At 70.6% G+C, this 21,118-nt stretch carries 19 protein-coding genes and 1 pseudogene; 12 read left to right on the top strand and 8 right to left on the bottom strand.

Annotation, left to right across the window (positions count from 1 at the left end; genetic code table 11):
* Window positions 1–108 precede the first annotated feature (108 nt).
* Window positions 109–857: pseudogene (locus CLT74_RS17950) on the top strand (GH25 family lysozyme).
* A gap of 105 nt (window positions 858–962) precedes the next feature.
* On the opposite strand, the gene CLT74_RS17955 reads toward CLT74_RS17950, so the two are convergent.
* Window positions 963–1,199, bottom strand: coding sequence for a hypothetical protein (locus CLT74_RS17955; RefSeq protein WP_099847569.1), 237 nt, complete (start codon window positions 1,197–1,199; stop codon window positions 963–965).
* A gap of 64 nt (window positions 1,200–1,263) precedes the next feature.
* A complete protein-coding gene (locus tag CLT74_RS17960) occupies window positions 1,264–3,591 on the bottom strand; it encodes a serine/threonine-protein kinase (protein ID WP_099847570.1) in 2,328 nt (775 codons plus the stop codon).
* Window positions 3,592–3,682: 91 nt separating this feature from the next.
* Here CLT74_RS17960 and CLT74_RS17965 point away from each other — a divergent pair, with 91 nt between their 5' ends.
* The 5 genes from CLT74_RS17965 to CLT74_RS17990 all read left to right on the top strand — a co-directional run bounded on the left by CLT74_RS17965 (window position 3,683) and on the right by CLT74_RS17990 (window position 8,442).
* Window positions 3,683–3,895 carry an acyl-CoA carboxylase subunit epsilon gene (locus tag CLT74_RS17965; protein ID WP_099847571.1) on the top strand — a complete coding sequence of 71 codons (213 nt, stop codon included), beginning with the start codon at window positions 3,683–3,685 and terminating at the stop codon, window positions 3,893–3,895.
* 110 nt (window positions 3,896–4,005) lie between these two features.
* A complete protein-coding gene (locus CLT74_RS17970; RefSeq protein ID WP_099847572.1) occupies window positions 4,006–4,506 on the top strand; it encodes a hypothetical protein in 501 nt (166 codons plus the stop codon).
* Between the two features lie 1,363 nt (window positions 4,507–5,869).
* Complete coding sequence (locus tag CLT74_RS17980) at window positions 5,870–7,039, top strand: S8 family serine peptidase (protein ID WP_486582393.1); 1,170 nt, start codon at window positions 5,870–5,872, stop codon at window positions 7,037–7,039.
* 82 nt (window positions 7,040–7,121) lie between these two features.
* Window positions 7,122–7,778, top strand: coding sequence for a Maf family nucleotide pyrophosphatase (locus tag CLT74_RS17985; protein WP_099847573.1), 657 nt, complete (start codon window positions 7,122–7,124; stop codon window positions 7,776–7,778).
* Window positions 7,779–7,788: 10 nt separating this feature from the next.
* Window positions 7,789–8,442, top strand: a complete 654-nt coding sequence (locus tag CLT74_RS17990) for an O-methyltransferase (RefSeq protein WP_099847574.1) — start codon at window positions 7,789–7,791, stop codon at window positions 8,440–8,442.
* A 132-nt stretch (window positions 8,443–8,574) separates the two neighbouring features.
* On the opposite strand, the gene CLT74_RS17995 is transcribed toward CLT74_RS17990, so the two are convergent.
* On the bottom strand, window positions 8,575–9,330 hold the full coding sequence (locus tag CLT74_RS17995; RefSeq protein ID WP_099847575.1) for an ABC transporter permease: 756 nt from the start codon (window positions 9,328–9,330) through the stop codon (window positions 8,575–8,577).
* A 17-nt stretch (window positions 9,331–9,347) separates the two neighbouring features.
* A complete protein-coding gene (locus tag CLT74_RS18000; protein WP_099847576.1) occupies window positions 9,348–10,307 on the bottom strand; it encodes an ATP-binding cassette domain-containing protein in 960 nt (319 codons plus the stop codon).
* 186 nt (window positions 10,308–10,493) lie between these two features.
* Here CLT74_RS18000 and CLT74_RS18005 point away from each other — a divergent pair, with 186 nt between their 5' ends.
* Window positions 10,494–12,245, top strand: coding sequence for an ATP-binding protein (locus tag CLT74_RS18005; RefSeq protein ID WP_099852285.1), 1,752 nt, complete (start codon window positions 10,494–10,496; stop codon window positions 12,243–12,245).
* Window positions 12,246–12,313: 68 nt separating this feature from the next.
* Here the strand turns inward: CLT74_RS18005 and CLT74_RS18010 are convergent, their stop codons facing one another.
* Entirely contained in the window at window positions 12,314–13,210 is an 897-nt protein-coding gene (locus tag CLT74_RS18010) for a LysR family transcriptional regulator ArgP (RefSeq protein ID WP_099847577.1), read from the bottom strand.
* Between the two features lie 71 nt (window positions 13,211–13,281).
* Between CLT74_RS18010 and CLT74_RS18015 the strand changes: the two genes are divergently transcribed.
* Both CLT74_RS18015 and CLT74_RS18020 read left to right on the top strand, forming a co-directional pair.
* Window positions 13,282–13,878, top strand: a complete 597-nt coding sequence (locus CLT74_RS18015; protein WP_099847578.1) for a LysE/ArgO family amino acid transporter — start codon at window positions 13,282–13,284, stop codon at window positions 13,876–13,878.
* A gap of 14 nt (window positions 13,879–13,892) precedes the next feature.
* A complete protein-coding gene (locus CLT74_RS18020; protein ID WP_099847579.1) occupies window positions 13,893–15,332 on the top strand; it encodes a GuaB1 family IMP dehydrogenase-related protein in 1,440 nt (479 codons plus the stop codon).
* Window positions 15,333–15,351: 19 nt separating this feature from the next.
* Here CLT74_RS18020 and CLT74_RS18025 read toward each other — a convergent pair whose 3' ends face one another.
* Window positions 15,352–15,999, bottom strand: a complete 648-nt coding sequence (locus tag CLT74_RS18025; RefSeq protein ID WP_099847580.1) for a TetR/AcrR family transcriptional regulator — start codon at window positions 15,997–15,999, stop codon at window positions 15,352–15,354.
* A gap of 86 nt (window positions 16,000–16,085) precedes the next feature.
* Here CLT74_RS18025 and CLT74_RS18030 point away from each other — a divergent pair, with 86 nt between their 5' ends.
* Complete coding sequence (locus tag CLT74_RS18030) at window positions 16,086–16,532, top strand: DoxX family membrane protein (protein ID WP_099847581.1); 447 nt, start codon at window positions 16,086–16,088, stop codon at window positions 16,530–16,532.
* A 60-nt stretch (window positions 16,533–16,592) separates the two neighbouring features.
* On the opposite strand, the gene thrS is transcribed toward CLT74_RS18030, so the two are convergent.
* Window positions 16,593–17,813, bottom strand: a complete 1,221-nt coding sequence (gene thrS / locus CLT74_RS18035; RefSeq protein ID WP_099847582.1) for a threonine--tRNA ligase — start codon at window positions 17,811–17,813, stop codon at window positions 16,593–16,595.
* Window positions 17,814–18,310: 497 nt separating this feature from the next.
* Here thrS and CLT74_RS18040 point away from each other — a divergent pair, with 497 nt between their 5' ends.
* Both CLT74_RS18040 and CLT74_RS18045 read left to right on the top strand, forming a co-directional pair.
* Window positions 18,311–18,919, top strand: a complete 609-nt coding sequence (locus CLT74_RS18040) for a DedA family protein (protein WP_099847583.1) — start codon at window positions 18,311–18,313, stop codon at window positions 18,917–18,919.
* Between the two features lie 128 nt (window positions 18,920–19,047).
* Window positions 19,048–19,728, top strand: coding sequence for a DUF998 domain-containing protein (locus CLT74_RS18045; RefSeq protein WP_099847584.1), 681 nt, complete (start codon window positions 19,048–19,050; stop codon window positions 19,726–19,728).
* On the opposite strand, the gene CLT74_RS18050 is transcribed toward CLT74_RS18045, so the two are convergent.
* Entirely contained in the window at window positions 19,662–21,065 is a 1,404-nt protein-coding gene (locus CLT74_RS18050) for an NAD(P)H-quinone dehydrogenase (protein ID WP_099852288.1), read from the bottom strand. The genes CLT74_RS18045 and CLT74_RS18050 overlap by 67 nt on opposite strands.
* Between the last annotated feature and the right edge of the window lie 53 nt (window positions 21,066–21,118).

The raw sequence follows: 21,118 nt of genomic DNA on the forward strand, positions 1-21,118 counted from the left end.
GGTCGTCGCCACAACCGGGACATCGAAAGTTATCGTGATCCCTCTTGCCCCGACGGGCGGGCGCCTTCAAAGATGTCTGTCTATCGACAGTCGTCTCAGGAGGACGCCATGGGTCGAACCAGAACGCTGCGCCGGCTGACCGCCGCCGCACTCGCCGTACTCGCCACCGCTGCCGCCGGTCTCGTCGCCACCGCGACCCCGGCCGCCGCCGCCACCGTGCCGGGCATCGACGTCTCGCGCTACCAGGGCACCATCAACTGGACGAGCGTCCGCAACTCCGGCATCCAGTTCGCCTTCATCAAGGCCACCGAGGGTACGAGCTACAAGGACCCGAACTTCAACACCAACTACGTGAACGCGTACCACGCCGGGGTGATCCGCGGCGCGTACCACTTCGCCCGGCCCAACATCTCCTCCGGCGCGGTCCAGGCGAACTTCCTGGCTTCCAACGGAGGCGCCTGGTCGGCGGACAGCCGCACCCTGCCGGCCGCGCTGGATCTGGAGGCGAACCCGTACAGCGGCGGCTACTGCTACGGCCTCAGCACCACCGGCATGCGCAACTGGGTGCAGGACTTCCTGAACACCTACCGGTCCCGCACCGGCCGCTACGCGGTCATCTACACCACCACGAGCTTCTGGAACCAGTGCACCGGCTCCTGGAGCGGACCGTGGAACAACCACCCGCTGTGGGTGGCCCGCTGGTCGTCCTCCGTCGGCGCGCTGCCGGCCGGCGCACCGTTCTGGAGCTTCTGGCAGTACACCGACTCCGGCACTGTCCCGGGCATCAGCGGCGCGTCGACCGCAACTACTGGAACGGCGACCGCAGCCGGCTGATCGCACTGGCCAACAACACCTGACGTACGCCGCGACGGCGGGCCGGCGTCCTTCGCTCGGAGCGGACGTCAGCCTGCCGTCGCGCCGTACCCGGACCGCTGTCGCCGCGTCGGGTGTCGCCGGGAAGCTCAGGCCCGCCGCCGCGCGGCCAGCGCGACCGGCGCGCTCATCCCCGCGCCACGGGACACACTGCCCCGGCGGGTGAGGTGCCAGCCGGCGAACGCGGCCCCGGCGAGCGTCACGAGGCTCAACATGGTCGCCAGCACCGCGACTCCGACGGTGGCGACAAGCAGTACGACGTTGCCCAGCACCACGGCCGTCCACAGTGCCAGCCGGGGCCGGGCGTCCCTTCCTCGGTAACCCATCTCGGGCCTCCCTTCCGTCGTCGAAGATCAGATACCCCGAACGACCGGAGGCCATGCCTGTCGATCAGTCCTGCCGGTCCGGCACGAACTCGCGGAAGATCATCTCGAAGTTCTCCAGCTGCGCGTCCCAGTCCCGGTCCGCGACCTCCCAGCGCAGCGCGAAGCCCCGGTTGCTGGCGGGCACGAAGGCCCGGTTCCGGACCCGGATCCGGGTGTTGTCGCGGGTTTCCCGCCAGTCCCAGTCCGCGCAGGTCCGCCACTTGCAGTCGAACGACGAGATGTCGATGTACTCGTAGTTGCGGACCAGGTTCTTCCGGTTCGGCTCCTGCGACCGCCAGTCGGCTTCGGCGTCCCGCTTCGGCGTGTCGGTACGGTCGATGAGCAGTTCCCCGACCCCGCCCGGCTCCCGGTAGATCACCGACGTGCCGCTGGCGCTGCGCCGCCAGCCGTCGGGTACCGGCAGCTTGAAGCCCACCGGGTCGGTCTTCAGCGTCCACCCCTCGGGCAGGCCACCGGCTGTTTGCGAAGGGCTCGGCGAGGCCGACGGGCTGGGTGACGCCGACGGGCTGGCCGGTGGGTCACTCGGTGGTGGGGCGGCCGGCTCCGAGCTGGCCGGCGGCGGTGCACTACTGGTGCCACCGGTGGCCGGCGGGGTACTGCCGTCCTCGTCGCCGCTGGTGAGCAGCGGTACCGCCACCACCAGGCCGAGCAGCAGCAGCGCGACCAGGGCACCGACCAGCACCGCACGCCGGGTCCGCTCGGAACGGAACTGCCCGGCCTTGAAGACGTTGCCGCGGTTCGGGGCCGGACTCACCGGCGCGGCCGGCATGACCGACGTCGGCTGCGACGTACGCCGCGTACCCTCGACCGCCGGCCTTTCCGCCTGCGCGGCCCCGCCACCGGTCGTGCCGGTCTCCGTCGCGGTAGGCGTCGCTGCGGCGGACCCGTCCCCGGTGCCGGTGCTCTCCGTGGCGTCGACGTCCGGTCCCGTCTGACCCGGGTCGGTCCGCTCACCGATGGTGGCGTCCGATCCGGCGTGGTCGTTCGGGGGCGCGGCCTGCCCGTCAGCAGCGCCTTCCCCCGGCCCTCCGGCTGCTGCCCCAGCCGTCGAGGCGGTACCCGCAGCGGCGGCCAGGGCGGTGTCCCGTTCCTCAGCCGGGCTCGACGTGGCGGTACCGGATCGGCCGTTGTCCAGGTCTTCCGGCGCGGCGTCCACTGGGCTGGTCGGGGTGACCCTTGCCGTCGGGTCGGTACCGGCGCTACCGCCCGGGGCGGCGACCTTCGCCGGTGGCGCGGCATCGTCACCGCCGGCCGGGCCGGCGACCTTCGCCGTCGGGTCGACGTCCGAGCCGGACTGGGTACCTGTCGAACGGTCGGCTGCGGCGCCGGCTGCCGCCGCGCCACCGGCCAGCAGCCCGGAGGTGGGTGGCGTGCGGGGCGCGGGTGGGGTGACCGGGGTCGACGGTCGCTCGCCGGACGGGCGCGGCGCCGGCACCAGCGGCGGGCGCGGCTCGCGCGGCCCGTTCGGCCCCGGCCGGCGTACGCCGTCGAGCAGTGAGATGCCCCGGGCGCGGCGACCGCTGGCCCGGCGCAGCATGCGCTCCGCCGATTCGGCGGTGATCCGTTCCTGCGGATCCTTGCGGAGCAGCCCGGCGAGCACCTGCTTGAGCGGACCGGCGTTACGGGCCGGCGGCACCGGCTCGGTGGCCAGCGCGGCCAGGGTGCTGATCGCGGAGGGACGCGCGTAGGGAGACTTGCCTTCCACTGCGGCGTACAGGGTGGCACCGAGCGACCACAGGTCGGCCTCCGGCCCGAAGGTGCCGTCGCGGGCCCGCTCCGGCGCGATGTACGCGGGCGAGCCGAGCACCATGCCGGTACGGGTGACGTTCGGGTCGCCAGGAATCGTGGCCAGCCCGAAGTCGGTGAGCACCACCCGACCGTCGGTACCGAGCAACACGTTGCCGGGCTTGACGTCGCGGTGCATGATGCCGGCCTTGTGCGCGGCCTTCAACGCGTTCAGCACGCCCAGACCGATCTCCACCGCCCGCGCCGGTGACACCGGACCGTCCTCGGCGATGGTGTCCTGCAACGATCGGGACGCCACGTACTCCATGACGATCCACGGGTCACCGTCGGTGCGGAGGACGTCGAAGATGCGTACCACGTTTATGTTGTTGAGCCGCGCGATGGCGCGTGCCTCGCGCAGCGAGCGCTCGCGCATCTCGCGGCGCTCGTCGCTGGTCAGGCCCGGCGGCGGAACCAGTTCCTTGATCGCGACATCGCGGTGCAGCACCTCGTCGCGCGCCCTCCAAACCCGACCCATGCCGCCCTGACCGAGCGGCGAGATGAGCCGGTACCGGTCGGCGACGAGTTGGGGGGACGCTTCTGACATCGCTGAGACGGTACCCGGCAGCGCAGACGGTCACACCGCCGGCACGCCACTCTGCAACGAAGATCAAGGTCACGGCGCGTACTCTGGGCCCATGTCTGTCGAGGAGCCGCTGTTCCGGATCGTGCGCGGCGTGCCGACCGTCGAGGAACTTGCCGCGTTGGTGGGTGTGATCGCCGTGCGGTCCCGCCCGGCAGCCCGACCCGCGCCGGCTCCGGCGTCGATCTGGGCGCGCAGCGGCCGTCCGATGGGCGCGGCACCGACTCCCGGTGCCGCCGCCTGGCGCGCCTCCGGCCTACCTCGCTGACCCAATCTGATACGCGGCCACGCGGCCTCGGCCCGCCGGGGCTGCCGGAGGGGGCGCCGACCGTCTAACCTCACTCAGGGGAGCGAGCCCGTGACAGATTGGGAGGGCCGATGATCCCTGAGGAGGATCGACAAGCGTCCTGGCTAAGCGGTTCCGGGGGCGTCGAGGTCGACATCCGTCAGCTACGAGACTTCGCCGAGCAGCTCCGCGCCGAGGTGGAGAGCAGTTACGCACCGCACCTGCGGTACATCGCCGACGACATGCTCACCACGGTGCCCAACCCGGCCGACGCGTTCATCGAGCTGGTCCACTTTCTGCGTACCCACTGGGAAACCCAGCAGGCGACCACGAACGCGGTCTGGGGTGTCGGTGACGCCACCGGCCACCTCGCCGAGGCCGCCAAACTCGTGGCCGAGCAGTACGCCGACACCGACGCCTTCGTCGCGGCCCGCGTGGCCGACATCCACCGGGCACTCGGTCAACACGCCGTCCCGCCCACACCGAGCAACCAACAGGCACTCCCGCAGACCGGCGGCACGTCGCCGCAGCCGGCCGTGGCATCGCCAGCGCTCTTCGACCCCACCGGCACCGACCCGGCGGTGATGCCGTGAGGGAACCAGGCATCGGTCGCACCGGCGGCCTGACCGACTGGCACCTGATGAACGTCGCCGACATGTGGGCCTGCCTCCACAGCCACCCCACCGACAACCACTGGCGTCACGTCGCCGGCTGGCGCAAGGTCGCCGAGCTGTCCGGCCAGCACCTCGGACGGCTGCGCCACTACCGCGAGCGCCTCGCCCATGCCTGGCCCCCCGAGACGAACGCGGCCTCCCACGCCTACCTCGCCAAACTCGACGAACTGATCGAGCAGGTGCGCCGTACGCACGACGCCGCCGCCACCAACCAGACGGCGTTGTCCGCCGCGACCCAGGCCCTCAGCAGCAGCCGCGCCAAGATTCAGGAAATCTACGACGAGTACGCCAGCAAACTGCAACAGAAGCGATCCTGGGAACAAACCGCCGCCGACCCGAAAGCCGCTGCGGCCAGCCGAGCCATCCAGCCACCGGTGAGCGACTCCGACCTGGAAAGACTGAACGCCCAGGCCCGCACCATCATGTACGGCCTCAGCACCGAACTCCAACAAGCCCAAACCCAACTCCGCCACCCACCTCCCACCCCTCGGGCTAACATTCAGGCAAACGATCCCGACGCGTATTCGGTGAACCTACCGGTTCCCGCTATTCCTCCAGTCATTCCAACATCGGCCACTGGGACGGCAGCACGACCCACTCCACGCTCATCCCGTTCACAATACTTTGAACCCGAAGCAGGCCGCCCAGTAGGACCAATTCTCGGGGCAGTAGTCCCAGGTCCAACGTCCTCACCGAATAGTCCTTCACTCAGCAGCCCGACTGCTCCAGCTTCAAATCCGCCACCAAACACCGATACCTATCCGACGCCGCTGCCGAAGAGTGCCAGCCCGCCCATGGTCCCGCGGAATGGTCGAAACAAGCAAAGCTATTCCGATAGCCAACTCCCGAAGACTGGAGGGGCCATTTGGTCCCGCCCGACACCAACTAGCGGCCTGATAGGCGGTTCGCCTGCCATGGGTTTTAGCCATCCGGCACCAAACAATGGGCCCGCCAGTCGAGTCAACCCCTTTGGGGGCCTAATCGGTGGTGGATCAGCAGGCACAGCCCCCACGGGGGGAGCCGGATCCAGACCCGGTGGAGGAAGAGGCTCATCAGGAGGAACCCCTTTATTGCCACCCATCGGCAGCCCACCCGGAACTATTCACGTGACAGGTGCTGGTGAAAGGCCAGGTCTCTCAACACGATGCGCCCAGGGCGACAGTGCCTCACGAACTTGGGACCCAGACCATCCGTGGGCCACTACAAATGGAGTTGCCCCGATAGTCACGCCTCCGGACGAGGATGGACCAATCGATCCCGGACCCGCCATCGGCCTGCACAGGTGAGAAGGAGATCTCTTCTCATCGCCGCGTTATTCCTGATTGCGGCAATCGCCGTTTCGACCACGCCTACAGCTAGCGCAATAGGGACATCGAGACAAGAAAGCGTGGATCGCATTCGGGGCGACCAGTGGCACCTTCGATACCTGAAGGTAGAAAAAGCGCACGTCTTAACCCAGGGCCATGGTTCGATTGTCGCCGTACCCGACACGGGAGTGTTTCCCCATCCCGATCTGGAGAATAACCTCCTCTCCGGCACAGATGTCATACCCGGCGGAAAAGGCGACGGCAGGGAGGACCGAGACAGCCACGGGACGGCGATGGCAGGACTGATTGCGGCACACGGCCAGGGCCCCCAAAAGGGCGCTCTTGGCATTGCCCCCGGAGCCAAGATCCTGCCAGTGTTTAGCACGCCAGCGAACGGTGAAGGCCATCCCGACGCCCTTGCCGATGCGATCGAAGTTGCGGTTGACGCAGGGGTCGATGTCATCAGTATATCCAGCGCTGGCGGCACCAATTCGAAGCTAATTCGGGCACTTGAAGCCGCCATCGCGGCAGACATAGTAGTAGTCGCGGGCGCAGGAAATGAGCCGAGAGACTCAGAGGTAAGCTATCCGGCATCGCATCCTGGCGTCATTGCGGTCGGAGGAGTTGATCAAGCAGGCGATCACGCCGTCATCTCCGTCACAGGACCGAAGATAACCCTGGCAGCCCCCGCTACCGATCTTTACAGCACGAGCTACGACGGCCTCTACTCGAAAGGCACGGGGACTTCGGGGGCGGCGGCGATTGTGGCGGGGGCGGCGGCGCTGGTGAGGGCGAAGTACCCGTACCTACCGGCTGACGAGGTGGTTCATCGGTTGACTGCGACCGCGATTGACAAGGGGCCGCCGGGACGGGATGACCAGTACGGCTACGGGGTCATTGATCTGGTGGCGGCGCTGACGGCAGACGTACCGCCGAGGGGTTTCGGGCCCGGGTCGACGGCCGGGCCGGACGGGACTGGGCCAACCACGGCGGCGGCTGATGGGCCGCGCGGCGGCGGGGAGCGGGCGGCGACGGTCCGCGGGCTGGTCACGTTGGGGGTGCTGGTGGCGGCGGGCGTCACGTGGGTGCTGTTCATCAGGCGTCGACGGCGCTCCGATGACCCTCCCCCTCGGATCACTCGTTGACGCATCGGCGGCGCTACTCTCCCACCGGGTGAGTGGGTGGTGCGCGGCGTGGCGCACGCAGGCAGGCGGTAACGTCGGCGGGGTGCCTGATGCCCTGCCGCTCCGCCTCGTGCTCGCCTCGGCGAGCCCTGCCCGCCGCAAGTCTCTCCAGTCTGCCGGCATCGAACCGGACGTCCTGGTAAGCGGGGTTGACGAATCGCTCGTGGTGACGGACCGGGCGGAGGATCTCTGTCTGGAGCTGGCCCGGCTCAAGGCGCAGGCCGTGCTGGGTCGGCTGCGTCCGACCGACGATGAGCGCACCCTTGTGCTCGGCTGCGACTCGGTGCTCGCCTTCGACGGGGAGATTCTCGGCAAGCCCGACGACGAGGCTGACGCTACCCGGCGGTGGGAGCGGATGCGGGGGCGTAGCGGGGTGCTGCACAGCGGTCACTGTCTGCTCGACATTGTGGCTGGGCGGCGTGCCGAGGCGGTGGCCTCCACTGTGGTGCACTTCGCCGACATCAGCGACCACGAGATCGCCACGTATGTCGCCACAGGTGAACCGCTCGCGGTGGCTGGTGCGTTCACGATTGACGGGTTGGGCGGGCCGTTCGTGGAGCGGATCGAGGGGGATCCGGGAACTGTCGTCGGGCTCTCCCTGCCGTTGTTGCGGAGTCTGCTCGCCGAGTTGGATCTGCGGATCACCGATCTGTGGACGAAGGTCGCGCCTGGTAACCAGATCGTCGAACCGCTCGGTTAGGTTCCGAAGCATGACGTTGAAGTCGATTCCACTCACCGACGATCTGCACCGCTACCTCGTGGCGCACGGCGCGCCGCCGGACGAGATCGTCAGTGATCTGGCGCGGGAGACGTTGGCGCTGCTCCCCGAGCATGCCTCGATGCAGGTCGCGCCGGAACAGGCCGCCTTCCTGACGTTCCTGACCCGGCTGCTCGGTGCCCGGCAGGCGGTGGAGGTGGGCACCTTCACCGGACTGTCGTCGCTGGCGATCGCCCGGGGGTTGACCGAGGGTGGGCGGTTGACCTGCTTCGACATCTCCGAGGAGTACACAAGCGTCGCCCGACGCTACTGGGCGCGGGCCGGTGTCGACGACCGGATCGACCTGCGTATCGGGCCGGCCGGCGACACGCTGCGGGAACTGCCGCACGACCGCTACCTGGATTTTGCCTTCATCGACGCGGACAAGACGGGCTACCCGGTCTACTGGGCCGAGTTGGTGCCTCGGATGCGGCCCGGTGGGGTGATCGCGGTCGACAACGTGCTGCGTAACGGCCGGGTGGTGGCGCCACAGAGCGCCGACGACCGGGCGATCGCGGCGTTCAACGAGGACGTGCTGGCCGACGTACGGGTGGACGCCGTGATGCTGCCGATCGCCGACGGCCTGACCCTCGCCCACGTGCACTGACGCCGACCACGGAGGCGTCGATCCACTCCGGTTGCGGCATGTCGCGGCCTCCGGTCGACGGGAAACCCCAACATGCCGCAACCCGCCCCGCCGCGACGCAACCCGGCCCACCGGCCGGCGCCGGGCGCGGGGTCAGCGGACGCTACGGGCGAACTGGCGGGCGGCCCAGTAGACGCCTGCGGCAGCGAGGATCGCGATGATGGTCAGCCCCTGCCAGACCCGGTCGTTGCCGATGTCGCCGTTGAACAGTGCCCGGGTGCCGTCGACCGCCCAGGAGAACGGGTTCCATTTGGCGACGCCCTGCAACCAGCCCGGCGCGAAGGCGAGCGGCAGCAGGATGCCGGAGAGCAGCAGCACCGGCTGCGCCACCGTGTTCATCAGCGGGGCCAGGGCGTCCTCGCTCTTCACCTTCAGCGCGACGCCGTAGGAGACCGCCGAGGTCATCAGCGCGATGAGGGCGAGCATCAGGTACGCCAGCAGCAGGTCACCGATGAACACGCGCAGGTCGAACAGGAGCGCGAGCAGCGTGATGATGACGGCCTGGGTCATCAGCGACACCACGTCGCGCAGCGACCGGCCGAGCAGCAGGGCGAGTCGGCTGACCGGGGTGACCCGGGAGCGTTCGATGACCCCGGCCCGTAGCTCGGCGATGAGGCCGAAGCCCTGGAACAGACCGCCGAAGATGGCCAGCAGGACCAGCAGACCGGGCACGAAGATCTTGTACGCCTCGGCCTGGGTGGGCGCGCCCAGCGCCGGCTTGAGCAGCGGGGCGAAGAGCAGCAGGTACATCACCGGCTGGAAGACGCCGACGAAGACCCACACGGGGTTGCGCAGCAGCAGGTTGAGCTGCCGTTGAAAGATCAGCCAGGTGTCGCGAGCGAGCTTCATGAGATCTCCGGGTCGGGTCAGGACTCGCGCAGCGAGCGGCCGGTCTTGGTGAGGAAGACGTCGTCGAGGCTCGGGCGGTGCAGCTCGATCGACTTGAGGTCGAGCCCGGCCGCGTCGATCCGGCGCAGGATCCGCGGGATGGCGGTGGCGCCCTCGTCGACGAAGAGCCGCAGGCCGCCCTCGTCAAGCAGTTCCAACCGGTTCACGTACTCCTCGCCGTCGAGCAGCTTCTCGGCTTCGCCGGTGGCGGTGACGTCCAGGCCGACCTGCACCACGTCGCCGGAGATCTCCCGCTTGAGGTCGGTCGGGGTGCCCTCGGCGACCACCTCGCCATGATCCATGATCGCGATGCGGTCGCAGAGCGCGTCGGCCTCGTCCAGGTAGTGGGTGGTGATGAAGACCGTCATCCCGTCGGCGCGCAGCCGCCGGATCTCGTCCCACATGTGGGCCCGACTCTGCGGGTCGAGCCCGGTGGTCGGCTCGTCCAGGAAGACGATCTTCGGCTCGTGGATGATGCCGAGCGCGATCTCGACCCGACGCCGCTGGCCACCTGAATAGGTCTTGCATTTGCGGTCGGCGAACTCGGCGAGCTGGAACGCCTCCAGCGCGCGGGCGGCCCGTCGGTGCGCCTCGGCCTTGCCGATACCGTACATCCGGGCCTGGAGCACCAGTTCCTCGCGGCCTGTGGATTCGTCCCAGGTGCTCCCGCCCTGGGCGACGTAGCCGATGCGGCGACGCACCTCGCCCGGGTCCTTGAGCAGGTCGGCGCCGGCGATCGTGGCCTGGCCGCCGTCGGGCTCGATCAACGTCGCCAGCATCCGCAGCGTGGTGGTCTTGCCGGCGCCGTTCGGGCCGAGGAATCCGAAGATCTCACCGGCCGGCACGTCCAGGTCGACGCCGCGTACCGCCTCGACGGTCTTCGTCTCCCGACCGGCCCGGCTGCGGAACGACTTCCGCAGCCCTCTGGTCTCGATCATGTCCTGCTCCCCGCTCGTGGCCAGTGTCGGCCATCATCGTCACCGGCACTCGACCACATCGGTACGACACCACGCCGCTCAATTACCTGGCCCCGACAGTGCGCCATCCCACACTGAGCGATCGTTAGGGCCGTCGGGGTGACCGATAAACTCCCGGTCAGTAACCCGCCGGGAGGAGCCACCAAGGTGCGCAAGGTACTCATCGCCAACCGTGGCGAGATCGCCGTCCGGGTCATCCGCGCCTGCCGGGACGCGGGCCTGGGCAGCGTCGCGGTGTACGCCGACTCCGACCGGGACGCCCTGCACGCCACGCTCGCCGACGAAGCGTACGCACTGGGCGGTGACACCGCTGCGGATTCCTACCTGCGCATCGACAAGCTGATCGATATCGCCGGCCGTTCCGGCGCGGACGCGGTACATCCCGGGTACGGCTTCCTCTCCGAGAACGCCGACTTCGCCCAGGCGGTCATCGACGCCGCTCTGACCTGGATCGGTCCCACCCCGCAGGCGATCCGTGACCTGGGTGACAAGGTGACCGCCCGGCACATCGCCCAGCGGGCCGGCGCTCCGCTGGTCCCCGGCACCGCGGACCCGGTCGGCAGCCCCGACGAGGTGATGGCCTTCGCGATCGATCACGGGCTGCCGGTGGCGATCAAGGCGGCCTTCGGCGGTGGCGGGCGCGGGCTGAAGGTGGCCCGCACGATGGAGGAGATTCCGCAACTGTTCGAGTCGGCCACCCGGGAGGCGGTGGCCGCGTTCGGGCGGGGCGAGTGCTTCGTCGAGCGGTACCTCGACCAGCCCCGCCATGTGGAGGCGCAGGTCCTCGCCGACCAGCACGGCAACGTGATCGTGGTGGGCACCCGGGACTGCTCGTTGCAGCGCCGGCACCAGAAGCTCGTCGAGGAGGCACCGGCGCCGTTCCTCACCGCCGCCCAGCGGGCCCAGATCCACGACAGCGCCAAGGCGATCTGCCGGGAGGCCGGCTATCACGGTGCCGGCACTGTCGAATACCTGGTCGGCAACGACGGCACCATCTCCTTCCTGGAGGTCAACACCCGACTCCAGGTGGAGCACCCGGTCACCGAGGAGACCGCCGGCGTCGACCTGGTCCGCGAGCAGTTCCGCATCGCCGACGGCGAGAAGCTGCGGTTCACCGAGGATCCGGTCCCGCGCGGGCACGCCATCGAGTTCCGGATCAACGGCGAGGATCCGGGCCGCAACTTCCTGCCCGCCCCCGGCACCGTCACCGCGCTGCGGCTGCCCACCGGCCCCGGGGTACGGGTGGACACCGGCATCTCGGCCGGGGACGTGATCGGCGGCAACTTCGACTCCCTGCTGGCCAAGGTCATCGTCACCGGTGAGACCCGGACCGAGGCGTTGGAGCGGGCTCGCCGGGCGCTTGACGAGATGGTGGTCGAGGGAATGGCCACCGCGCTGCCGTTCCACCGTCTGGTGGTGCGCGATCCGGCGTTCACCGCCGAACCGTTCACCGTGCACACCCGGTGGATCGAGACGGAGTTCGACAACACCGTGCCGCCGTTCACCGCCGTCGCCGGGGCCCTCGCCGGCCCGGCCGAGCGCGAGACCGTCGTGGTCGAGGTGGGCGGCAAGCGGCTGGAGGTGAGCCTTCCCGCCGGCCTCGGCGCCGGCACGGTCGCCGCCACGCCGGCCGCGCGGAAGCCCACCCGCCGGGGTGGCGGGACCACGGCGGGCGCGGCGGCGAGTGGTGATTCGCTCGCCTCGCCCATGCAGGGCACCATCGTGAAGATCGCGGTCGCCGACGGCGACACGGTCGCCGAGGGCGACCTGGTCGTGGTGCTGGAGGCGATGAAGATGGAGCAGCCCCTGTACGCCCACAAGACCGGCACGGTCAGCGGACTCTCGGCCGAGGTCGGTGCGGTGATCACCGCTGGTGCGGCGATCTGCACCATCGCCTGAGGTGTGCCGGTCACGGCCACCTGATCGAGGCCGACGACGACCCTGACGACGGCCCCGGGCGGGAAGGTTCAGCGGAGGGTTTCGGCGGCGACGCCGCAGACGGCGGCGGTCAGCGCGGTCAGCACCGGCGAGTCGAGTCGCCAGTGCTGCCAGTAGAGCGGGACGTCCAGCACCCGGCCGGGTGCGATGTCGACGCAGCGGCCGGCGGCGACATCGGCGTCGGCGAGTTGCTCGGCCATCAGCCCCCAGCCGAGCCCGAGCCGGATCGACTCGTTGAAGGCCGGCACCGACGGCACGTAGTGCACGGGCGGGTCGAGGGCACGCCCGGTCACGGCACGCAGGAAGCGGTGCTGGATGCGGTCCTTGCGGTCGAAGACCACCACCGGCGCGGCGGCTGCCGACGTGCGGGTCAGCCCGTCGGCGAACCAGCGGTCGGCAAGCGCGGGCGTGGCCAGGGCCCGGTAGCGCATCGCGCCGAGACGGCGTACCCGGCAGCCCTGCACCGCCTCGCGCTGGGCGGTGACCGCGGCGGTGACGGTGCCGGCGCGCAGCAGCTCGGCGGTGTGGTCCTGGTCGTCCTGCCGGATGTCGAAGGAGAGTTCCGGCTGTGCGGGCAGCCGGGCCAGGGCAGCCGGGAACCAGGTGGCCAGCGAGTCGGCGTTGACCACGATGGCGACCCGGGTACGGCCCCGGTCGCCGCCGAGCGGTCCTCGGGCATCGGCCAGCGCCTCCCGTTCGAGGAGTGCGAGCTGCCCGGCGAGGCGGAGCAGCGGCCGGCCGGCCTCGGTGGCGTCGCAGGGTCGGTGGCGGCGGACGAGCACCTGCCCGACGGTCTCCTCCAACGCCTTGATCCGTTGGCTGACCGCTGACGGCGTGACGTGCAGCAGTCGGGCCGCCGCCTCGAAGCTGCCCTCGCTGACGATCGCCGCGAGCGTACGGAGCTGGGTGGAGTCGAGACCGCTCACGTAGCTGAGCTTAACCAGATGAAGAATCTTTAGCTGGACTCATCAACAGCGACGCTTCTACCGTCACCGTCATGCTCACCTCCGTCGTCGCCGGCTTCTCCCTGTCCATCGCCCTCATCGTCGCCATCGGCGCGCAGAACGCCTTCGTGCTGCGCCAGGGCCTGCGCCGGGAACACGTGGTGCCGGTGGTGCTGACCTGCGCGCTCTCTGACGCGCTGCTGATCGGGGTGGGCATCGCCGGGGTGGGCTCGGTGGTGGCCGGACGCCCGGTCCTGCTCACCGCGATCCGCTGGGGCGGGGCGGCCTTCCTCCTCGGGTACGCGGCACTCGCCGCCCGTCGGGCGTTGCGGCCCGCCGCACTCACGCCGGCCGACCGGCCGCCGGCCCGGCTCGGCCCGACCCTGCTGGCCTGCCTCGCCTTCACCTACCTCAACCCGCACGTCTACCTCGACACGGTGTTGCTCCTCGGCGGCATCGCCCAGCAGCATGCGCACCGTTGGCTGTTCGGCGTCGGTGCGACGGTGGCCAGTGTGCTCTGGTTCACCGTGCTCGGCGCGGGCGCGTACCGGCTCGCTCCGCTGCTCGCGCGCCGGCGGGTCTGGCAGGTGCTCGACGGCGTGATCGCGGTGGTGATGGTCGCAGTGGCGGTGGCCCTGGTGCTGGGCTGAGTCATGATGGCCGGGTGCGGTTCCTCAATGGCGCGATGCCCGGATACGACCTGACCTACAACGACGTCTTCATGGCCCCGGCCCGCTCGGAGGTGGGTTCGCGGCTCGACGTGGATCTGGCCACCGGCGATGGCACCGGTACCACCATCCCGCTGGTGGTGGCGAACATGACAGCGGTCGCCGGCCGACGGATGGCCGAGACGGTGGCCCGACGTGGCGGCATCGTGGTGATCCCGCAGGACATCCCGATAGACGTGGTGGCGGAGGTGGTCGCCTGGGTCAAGCAGCGGCACCTGGTGCACGACACGGCTATCGCGCTGGGCCCCAACGACACCGTCGGTGACGCCATCCACCTGCTGCCCAAGCGGGCGTACGGTGCGGTGATCGTGGTCGACGACGACGGCCGGCCGATGGGCGTGGTGACCGAGGCCGACACCGTGAGCGTGGACCGGTTCACGCAGCTGCGGCACGTGATGTCGACCGAGTTGCACACGGTGCCCGTCGACGCGGATCCGCGTACCGGCTTCGACCGGCTCTCGGCGGGCCGGCGGCGACTCGCTCCGGTGGTCGACGACGCGGGCCGGCTGGTCGGCGTGCTCACCCGGCCCGGTGCGTTGCGGGCGACGCTCTACCGGCCGGCGGTGGACGCCCAGGGCAGGCTGCGGATCGCGGCGGCGGTGGGCATCAACGGCGACGTGGCGGGCAAGGCGAAGGCCCTGCTGGAAGCCGGGGTGGACACCCTGGTCGTGGACACCGCGCACGGCCACCAGGAACGGATGATCTCGGCGCTGCGGACGGTGCGCGGCCTCGACCCGGGCGTCCCGGTGGCGGCCGGCAATGTGGTCACCGCCGACGGGGTACGCGATCTGGTCGACGCGGGGGCCGACATCATCAAGGTCGGGGTCGGTCCGGGCGCGATGTGCACCACCCGGATGATGACCGGGGTCGGTCGGCCGCAGTTCTCGGCGGTACTGGACTGCGCGGCGGCCGCCCGGGGCCTGGGCCGCCATGTCTGGGCCGACGGCGGCGTGCGGCACCCCCGGGACGTGGCGCTGGCGTTGGCCGCCGGGGCGTCGAACGTGATGATCGGCTCCTGGTTCGCCGGCACCTACGAGTCCCCCGGTGACCTCTACACCGACGAGGACGGTCGGCGCTACAAGGAGAGCTTCGGCATGGCCTCGGCGCGGGCCGTGAGCGCGCGTACCGGTGACGACAGCCCCTACGACCGCGCCCGCAAGGCGATCTTCGAGGAGGGCATCTCGTCGGCCCGGATGTACCTGGATCCGACCCGCCCCGGCGTGGAGGACCTGATCGACGAGATCATTTCGGGGGTGCGTAGCGCGTTCACCTACGCCGGTGCACGCACCCTTGACGAGTTCCACGAGCGGGTGCTTGTCGGTGTGCAGAGCACCGCCGGCTACACCGAGGGGATGCCTCTGCCGACCAGCTGGTGAGGTCGGGGCGGGCTACCGCTCACGGTCGGTCGGTGCCCGCCGCCGGGGTGAAGAGGTGCCGGATCACCGACCGGGCGGCGTCACCCGGGTCCTCGCCCAGCCCGGCGGGGAGTGCGCCGGCCAGCCAGAGGGTGGCGAAACCGTGCACTATCGACCAGGCCGCCAGGACGTCCCCCTGCGCCCCGGCAGGACCACCGCCCCGGTCGTCGCCGCCGGCTCGCCGGTCGGCGGCGACCGACGGTCCGGCGGCTGGCGCGGGGCGGGCGGACCGGTGCGCCAGCCCGGCGCGCAGGACGGCACCGGACCGTTCCCGGGCGGCCCGCAGCTCGGCGTCGTCGGCCCGGTAGAGATCGGGATGGAACATCACCTCGAAGTGCGCGCGATGCCGGACGGCGAACTCCACGTAGGCCACGCCGAGATCCAGCAGCTCGTCGCCGGCCCCGGCGAGCGCTTCGGCGAGGGTGTCGAAGCCCTGCACCGCGATCGCGGTGAACAGTCCGGCACGGTCGCCGAAATGGTGCGCCGGCGCGGCGTGCGACACGCCGGCGCGGCGGGCCAGATCGCGCAGGCTCAGCGCCGCCGGACCTGACTCCTCGATCGCCTGCACGGCGGCGGCGAGCAGAGTGCGGCGCAGGTCGCCGTGGTGGTAGCCGCGAGTGTCGCTCATCACCCCATCCTATCTTGTCGTTGACAAGATGCACGCTCGGTGGCAATCTTGACATCGACAAGATTTGCGGTTCGAGGGAGGTATCGATGGCTCCGCTGATCGCCCTGATCACCGGCACCGCGCTGGCCCGGTTGGTCGGCCTGGCCGGGCTCTCCGCGCTCGACGGATGGCATCCGGCACTGCGCGTCGGGCTGGCGCTCATGTTCGTCACCACCGGGATCGTGCACTTCGTCGGCGTTCGTCGGCGGGACCTGATCGCCATGGTGCCGCCCCGGCTGCCCCGGCCGGAACTGCTGGTCACGGTGACCGGGGTGCTGGAAATCGCGGGCGCGGTCGGGCTGCTCGTGCCGGCCACCGCCCGCTGGGCCGCAGTCGGACTGGCCCTGCTGCTGCTGGTCATGTTCCCCGCGAACGTCTCCGCCGCCCGCCGCCGACTCACCCTCGCCGGCCGCCCGGTCACACCGCTCGGCATCCGTACCGTGCTGCAGGTCGTGTTTCTCGCCGCCGCCGTCGCGGTCGCGGTCGGACCATGAGCCGGACCCGCCGCCGTCGCGGTCGCGCCCGGACGCGACCGCGACCGCGACCCGGCAATCTCAGCGGGCCGGCAGCAGATCGCCGGAGCGGGCGGCCACCACGGCGTTGATCAGCCCGATCGCTGCCGCCACCGGCTGCGGCTCCAGCAGGCGTCCGTCCCGCAGCCGCAACGCCACCCGGCCGTCGACCGCCTCCCGGGCACCCACCACCGCGGCGTACGGGATCCGGCGGCGTACCGCGTCGCGGATCCGGGCACCGAGCGATCCGCCGTGGTCGACCTCGACCCGCAGCCCCGCCTCGGTGGCCCGTCGGGCCAGGTCGGCAGCGGCCTCCGCCTGGTCGTCGCCGACCGGCAGGACGACCAGGTGCACCGGGGCGTACCAGGGCGGGAAGGCACCCGCGTGCACCTCGATCAGGTACGCGAAGAGGCGTTCCATGCTGCCGGCCAGGCTGCGATGCACCATCACGGGACGTCGTCGGGCACCGTCGGCGTCGGTGTACGACAGATCGAACCGCTCCGGCTTGTCGAAGTCGAGCTGGACGGTGGAGAGGGTGTACTCGCGCTCGGCCGCGTCCCGCACCTGAATGTCGATCTTCGGGCCGTAGAACGCGGCCTCACCTGGCGCCTCGGTGTACGACACCCCGTCGAGGGCGGCGCGGAGCAGGTCCTCGGCCCGCGCCCACTGCGCGTCGTCGCCGACGTACTTCTCCCCCGGCCCGCGCAGCGACAGCCGTACCCCCGCCGGCCGTACGCCCAACGCGGCGTGTGCGGCCCGGATCAGCCGCAGGATCTCCGAGACCTCCTGGTCGACCTGCTCCAGGGCGCAGAAGTTGTGCGCGTCGTTGAGGGTGATGGCGCGTACCCGGGAGAGCCCACCGAGCACCCCCGAGCGTTCCGCCCGGTACATGCCCCCGATCTCCGAGATCCGCAGCGGCAGTTCCCGGTACGAGCGCCCCCGGGACCGGTAGACCAGCGCGTGGTGCGGGCAGAGCGCCGGGCGGAGCATCAACTCGTCGTCGGCCTCCCCCGGCCGCATCGGAGGGAACATCTCGGCGGCGAAGTAGCCGAGATGCCCGGAGACCTCGAACAGTTCCCGCCGGCCCAGCGGCGGGGTGTACACCTGCTGGTAGCCGGCCCGGCGTTCCAGCTCGCGCAGGTACTCCTCGACGGCGTGCCGGGCGGCGGCGCCGGCCGGCAGCCAGATCGGCAGGCCGGCGCCGGAGAGCGGGTCGGTGGCGAACAGGTCCAGGTCACGGCCGAGTCGGCGATGGTCGATCATGTCAGGCTCCTTGACGGGGATGCCCCGACGCGACCCTTCACCCACGACGCACGAGTGCCCCGGGCGGATCGCCCGGGGCACTTGCGTAGACGAAGACGTCAGTGCGGCGCGCCAGGCTTCCCCGGCGTCGTCGTCAGCACCGCACTGCTCATGCGCGGAGCGTACGCCCGTCCCGCGCACCGCCGCACCTCGTTAAAACCGGGCCGCTGGCACGGGACCTGCCAGCGGCCCGGCGGCGGCCCGGGCATCAGGAACGGGGGACCCGACGCTCGCCGGGCCGCGCGTCGACAACGGTACGCCGCCGAAGGAGATTTCGGCGACCGTGCCTCGCCGTCAACCTTCATCGATATGCTCAGGTGGACCGGACGGTACCGACGTTGTTCCGCCGCCCGGGTCGAGGTGTCACTGGTCACGGCCGGGCAGGGCCGGTTCGGGTGACGCCGGACACCGCGTCAGGCTCGGTACGTATTCGTTCGGAAACTCCGCGAGGTGACCCGGTGCCTGAACTGCTCACCCAGGTGGCATCGCCCGACCTGGCGTACCTCGCGTTGTTCACCCTGCTGGCCGTGGACGCCTTCGTCCCGGTGGTGCCCACCCAACTCCTGATGCTCACCGGCGGCGCACTCACCGTGTACGGCGGACTGAGCCTGCCCACGACAGTCACCGTCGGCGCGCTCGGCGTACTCGCCGGGGATCTGGCCTGTTACCTGCTCGGCCGGTACGCGTCGGGACGCCGGCCGCCCCGACCGCCGGGCACCGGTGCCGCCCGGCGGATGGCCGGCCGGCTCACCCGGGGCCTGCGCCGTCCCGGGCCGATGATGATCCTGCTCTGCCGTTTCGTGCCCGGTGGCCGGATGGCCGCCTGCTTCGCCGCCGGCCGCAGCCGGTACCCGGTGCGGTTCTTCGTGCCCTGTGCCGGGGTCGCGGCGGCGGGCTGGGCGTCGTACGGCGGGTTGGTGGGCCACCTGGGCGGCGCGGCGTTGACCGGGTCCGCCTGGCGGATGGTGGTCGTCGCGGCGGTGGCCGCCGCCGGTTTCGCGTTGACCGGTTGGGCGTTGGCGGCCGTCACCGCACGGCTGACCCCGGCGGAGGCCCCCGTCGACTGACCGCCGACCACCCGGTCGAGTCGGTCATCCGGGGGGAAAAGCCGGATGTCCTGTCGGGGTGGTCCCGGGGTCGGAATTCGGTGCTCGTCCCGGATCCGCCTGAGGTGCCGACGACGACAGGCTGAGACATGCCTGGAATCCGGAACAGCGGTGCACTGGCCCTCGGTGGGATCCTCCTCGCGGCGGTGCTCACCGTCATCGGTCATGCCGGCGTCAGCGACCTGGACCCGGTCAGTCTGACCGTCAGCGACTACGCCGTCTCCGACTCCGGCGAGGTCATCCACGTGGCGATGCTGCTGCTCGCCGGCGCTTCCGCAGTGCTCATTCCGGCGTTGGGTCGGCTGAATCACCGGGAGCCGGGTCGGCCGGCGGGTGGGCCCACCCCGGTCGAGCACCGGGGCCGGGCGGCCGAGTGGCTGTTGGCGGTCTGGGCGGGCGGGCTGCTGGTGTCCGGCCTGGTGCCGACAAATCCGCCCGGCACCGACATGGGTACGGCAGCCTACGTGCACAGGTACGCCTCGGTGGTCGCCTTCCTGGCGCTGCCGATCGCCGGCTGGTTGCTCGCCGCCCGGCTGCCCACCGGCGCCCGTGCCGGTCGCTGGCTGCGCGCCCTGACCGTGACCAGCCTGCTGCTGGCCGTCGTGATGGCCTGGTCCGCCTATCCCGGCGACCGCGCCTACTACGGCTTGATCGAACGTGGCCTCATCCTCGCTGAGGTGGGCCTGCTCACCGTCGTCGCCGCCTACTCCAGTTCGTGGAGCATCAACTGGCGGGCCGCTTCGGTCACCGAGCCGGAAAGGCTGGGGTAGATGGTGATGGTCTGGGCCAGTTCGTTGACCGTGAGGTTGTTCTCCACCGCCAGCGTGATCGGCATGATCAGCTCACTGGCCTTCGGAGCCACCACCACGCCGCCGATCACCTGACCGCTGGCCGGACGGCAGAACAGCTTCACGAAACCGTCCGCGATCTCGTCCATCTTCGCCCGGGCGTTGCCGCCCAGCGTCAGCATCACCTGACGTGCCGGCACCTTTCCGGCGTCCACCTCGTCCTGCGAGACCCCGACGGTGGCCAGCTCCGGGTCGGTGAAGACGTTCGCGGAGACGGTACGCAGCCGCAGCGGTCGCACCGCCTCACCGAGCGCGTGCCACATGGCGATCCGCCCCTGCATCGCGGCGACGCTGGCCAGCGGCAGCACCCCGGTGCAGTCGCCGGCCGCGTAGATGCCGGGCACGTTGGTCCGGGAGACCCGGTCCACCGTCACGTAGCCGCCCCGGGCCAGTTCGACGCCGTACTCGGCCAGGCCCAGCTCGGCGGTGTTGGGGATGGAGCCGACAGCGATGAGGGCGTGGGACCCGGAAACCGTACGACCGTCGGAGAGCTCGACCTCGACGCCGTCGCCGACGCGCCGGACGCTCTCGGCGCGGGAGTTGTTCAGGATGCTCATGCCCCGGGTCCGGAAGACCCGCTCGATCGCCTGCGCGGCGTCCGCGTCCTCGTGCGGCATCACCCGGTCACGGCTGGAGACCAGGGTCACCTCGACACCCATCGCGAGGTAGGCGCTGGCGAACTCCGCGCCGGTCACGCCGGAACCGACAACGATCAGGTGTTCCGGCAGCTCGGGCAGGTCGTAGACCTGTCGCCAGGTCAGGATGCGTTCGCCGTCAGGCAGCGCGGTGGGTAGCTGGCGGGGCGTGGCGCCGGTGGCGATCAGCACCGTCGAGGCGTCGATGGCGTACGCCGCCTCCTCACCGTCGGGCGTGACGATGACCCGGTGGGTGTGACCGAGCGTGTCCTCGCCGAGACGGGCACGCCCGGACACGAAGGTGACCCCGGCCTTGACCAGCTTCGCGTGGATGTCACCGGACTGCGCCAGAGCGAGCCGTTTGACCCGGTCGTTGACCGCCCGCGCGTCGACGGTTACCGCCTCCAACCCGTCGGAGTGCACCCCGAACACCTCGGTGTCCCGGTAGCTGGTCACCACCTCCGAGCTGGCGATGAAGGTCTTCGACGGCACGCAGTCGGACAGCACACAGGCACCCCCCGCGCCCTCGGCCTCCACGACTGTGACGTCGGCGTCCAGCTGAGCCGCCACAAGTGCCGCCTCGTAGCCCGCCGGCCCCCCGCCGATGATCACGATCCGGCTCACCACGATCGACCTTCCTCCATGCTCACAGTGACTTTCTTCTCCCCGACGGGTCC

Source organism: Verrucosispora sp. CNZ293 (genome assembly GCF_002754655.1).